Annotated in this window: 3 protein-coding genes and 1 pseudogene; all 4 read left to right on the plus strand. The window is 41.6% G+C overall.

Annotated elements, in window-relative coordinates:
- Nucleotides 1-1,169 (plus strand): glycosyltransferase family 4 protein (locus VNZ46_RS18415; protein WP_325561490.1); only part of this gene is annotated, 1,169 nt, incomplete at its 5' end.
- A gap of 12 nt (nt 1,170-1,181) precedes the next feature.
- Nucleotides 1,182-2,267, plus strand: a complete 1,086-nt coding sequence (locus tag VNZ46_RS18420) for a GNAT family N-acetyltransferase (RefSeq protein WP_325561491.1) — start codon at nt 1,182-1,184, stop codon at nt 2,265-2,267.
- The gene (locus tag VNZ46_RS18425) at nt 2,254-3,060 is read left to right on the plus strand and encodes a phytanoyl-CoA dioxygenase family protein (protein WP_325561492.1); all 807 of its coding nucleotides are present in this window, start codon (nt 2,254-2,256) and stop codon (nt 3,058-3,060) included. Before VNZ46_RS18420 ends, VNZ46_RS18425 begins: the two co-directional genes overlap by 14 nt.
- A gap of 36 nt (nt 3,061-3,096) precedes the next feature.
- Nucleotides 3,097-3,504, plus strand: a pseudogene (locus VNZ46_RS18430) (hypothetical protein); the annotation flags it as partial.

Consider the following 3,504-nt stretch of genomic DNA (forward strand, 5'->3'; position numbering starts at 1 on the left):
CGTCTTTATTCTCTTGTATAATGGAAAAGAAAAGAAAGAAAATCCTGATTTCCTGTGACTCTCCGCGGTCTCTGCTGGATTTCAGAGGTAAACTGATCGAGGAACTGACATTAAACCATGAGGTTGCTGTCTTTACACCAAAAATAGAGCAGGAACAGATTCGAAGCAGGCTTACAAAACTTGGTGTACAGGTTTATGAAAATGCGTTGCAAGCCAGTAATGTATCCATATGGTCAGACCTCGGATATATATATCAGTTGTACAGACTGATCCGGAACATCAGGCCAGATGTCTTTTTTCCCTACACTTTTAAGCCTGTTATCTACGGGGCAATGGTGGCTAACTTCTGTCGGGTAAAATCAATTACTCCTATGCTTACCGGTCTGGGCTATAATTTCCCGGAAACAAGATCAAAAACGACCCTGGTCCAAAAAATCACAAGAATCCTCCTGAAATTTAGCATGAAGGCCAATGAGCGGACCAAAATTATATTTCAAAACAAAGATGATTACCAAACCTTGTTAAAAAGGCGGGTCATCACAGAAAAAAACCAGGCCTATATTGTAAACGGTTCAGGGGTCGACCTGGATCATTATACCTATTCTAAACCAAACCTGGATCAGATCAGCTTCTTAATGATCTCCCGTCTGATCAATGCCAAGGGGATCAATGAATATTATCAGTCTGCCCGTATTCTGAAAGATAAATTTCCTAACGTTGTTTTCCGGCTGATTGGCCCTTTTGAAGACAATATAGATGCTATAGATCAGGAACTCTACAGCAAAATTAAGCTGGACGGCACCTTAGAGTACCTGGGGCTGGTGACGGATGTAAGAACTTATATTGCTCAATCTTCTGTGGTGGTGCTGCCTTCGTATTACGGAGAAGGAGTACCCAGATGTCTTCTGGAGGCTATGGCTATGGGAAGAACATTGATCACCTGCAACTCTGTGGGCTGCAGGGAAACCATTCATCCAGACCATGCACAGGCCAACGGCTTCCTGGTTCCGGTAAAGAATGTCAAAGAACTAACTGCACATATGCAGCACTGTATTGAGCACCCGGTTGAACTGATCCGCTTTGGCTGGAACGGCAGAAAATACGCCAGGGAGAAGTTCGATGTTCATGTTGTGAACCGGCAAATGCTTGGTATCCTGGAAGGATCTTAAAATTATAGGCTTATGCTGATCAATACCTTTGCGGTTTTCCGCTTTTTTGCCCTGCGCTCAAAAGTAGAGTGGGAAGATTATATTGCCCGTTCGCTAAGGCATGATGTTTACCATTCCTGGGCGTACCACCAGTTGAATTCCAATGGCGAAGCCTTGCTTTTTGTTTATGAAGAAGGCCCGGTATTTATTGCCCTGCCTTTAATTAAAAGAGAAATTCAGGGTTCAAAACACTTTGACCTCACTTCTGTATATGGGTACGCAGGTCCGGTATCCAACAGGGAAATATCCTGGCTGGATAGTCACCATACCCATCATTTTAAAAAAGCTTTTCTTCAGTTTATGGAGGAGGAAAATTGCATTTGTGTATTCTCCAGGTTGCACCCCTTTATAGAACAAGCATCTTTACTAAACAGTATCGGTGGTGTGTATGGAAATGGAAAAACCATATACATGGATCTTCAGAGAACATGGGAAGAACAGATCCGGGGTTATGAGAAACGACTTTCCAGACAGATCAGAAAACTCCGGGAAATGAATTACACCATCAAAGAAGCATCGGGGCTTTTGGAAATTAAGCAATTTACAGAAATGTACCGTCAGAATATGGATAGGCTGAAGGCTTCAGGTAGTTATTATTTTGAGGAAAGTTATTTTCATAAATTACTGGACCCTGTTGAGTTTGAAAATAAACTGATTTTGATTTATGACGGACGGATCATGATCTGCGGGGCATTGGTCCTGATCTCCAAAGAGATTATTAGAAATCATTTATCTGCAACAGCAGCCGATTATCTTTCTTATTCTCCGAGTAAATTATTAACCGACGAAATCAGCCGGATAGGAAGACAGCTGAATAAAAAAGTTTTCCATCTGGGCGGAGGCGTAGGAGGAAAGGAAGACTCTCTGTTTAAATTCAAAAGCTATTTTTCTGATCAGCAGATTGAAGACCGGATCTGGTGCTATATCTACAACCAGCCACTTTATGATGAACTGGTGAAAAACAGAGGAGCAGGATTAAATAATAGTTCGACTTTTTTTCCATTATACCGTCAGCCGAAAACCGAAACTGTTTCAAAATTATATAATGATGAACAATAAATACACCTATTCCTCGGCCAGCAATGTACTGTTCGACGAAAAAATGAAAGAATTGGGCTGGATCGTTTTTGAGGATGCATTGGAAGAAGACTTTGTGAATGAGATCAATATGTATCTTGAACAGGCCTACGAAATTCGCCGGCAGATCCAGCTGGATAACGGAATTGGTGAGCAAACCAAAGGGACCTTACACCATTTGGTTGGAAGAAACGAGGTATCGATTGAATTTCTTGCCCGCGGATATTGTGACGCGCAGATCCGTCATTTTCTGGACGGTAATTACATCCTCAATTCTCTGGGTGCGGTCATTAATATAAAAGACAATCATCCATATGTTCAGAATATTCACCGTGACATCAGAAGTTTTACAGGTTCCTTTAAGGTCATGATCCAGATGATGGTTGTTCTTGATGATTTTACCCTGGACAACGGCGCAACTTATTTTCTTTCCGGATCCCATAAGCAAGACATTAAGCCTGAGGAGGAAGAGTTTTATGCACATGCAGACCGGGCAGTGACCAGAAAGGGCAGCGTAATTCTGTTTGACTCCAATTTGTGGCACGCGGCCGGAAATAACAGGACTGATCAACCAAGAAGAGCTTTAACTATGGCTTTTACCCGTCCCTTTTTTAAGCAACAACTTGATTATCCAAGGCTGATGGGCTATGATCTGGCAGCAGATTTAAGCCCTCACATGAAACAGATCCTGGGGTACAATTCCAGGATACCGGCCAACCTCTATGAATACTACCAGCCAGTAGAAAAAAGAATGTACCAACCCGGACAAGGATAGGAAGACACCGTCATGCAAAAAGAATATTCAAGTAAAATGAAATCAATTGGAGGCTATCTGGAATTGCAGCTTTCAAAAGGTCAGGAATTTTATCCGCTGCTGTTAAAACTCAATACGGGCAGAAATGCTTTCGAGTACATCCTCAAAGTAAAAGGCTATACACTGGTCCATTTACCTTATTATACTTGTGAAGTGATTATGGAGCCTATCAGAAAGCTTGGGATCCAGTACCAGTATTATACCATCAATGACCAGATGGAGCCAGTTGTTGACTTTGAAGTTGGACCAACAGAGTGCTTATTATATACCAATTATTTTGGCCTTAAGCAAGAAACGATCAGAGCCTTGAGCACTAAATTTCCGAACCTTATTGCAGACAATTCACAAGCGTTTTTTTCAGAACCCATAGAAAATGTAGATACCTTTTATTCCTGCAGAAAATTT

It is taken from the genome of Pedobacter sp. (assembly GCF_035566355.1).
In the GTDB taxonomy this organism is placed as follows: domain Bacteria; phylum Bacteroidota; class Bacteroidia; order Sphingobacteriales; family Sphingobacteriaceae; genus Pedobacter.

Coding starts and splice junctions, on each gene's coding strand:
- VNZ46_RS18425 (WP_325561492.1), top strand. CDS start 2,254: ATGATGAACAATAAATACACCTATTCCTCGGCCAGCAATGTACTGTTC.
- VNZ46_RS18420 (WP_325561491.1), top strand. CDS start 1,182: ATGCTGATCAATACCTTTGCGGTTTTCCGCTTTTTTGCCCTGCGCTCA.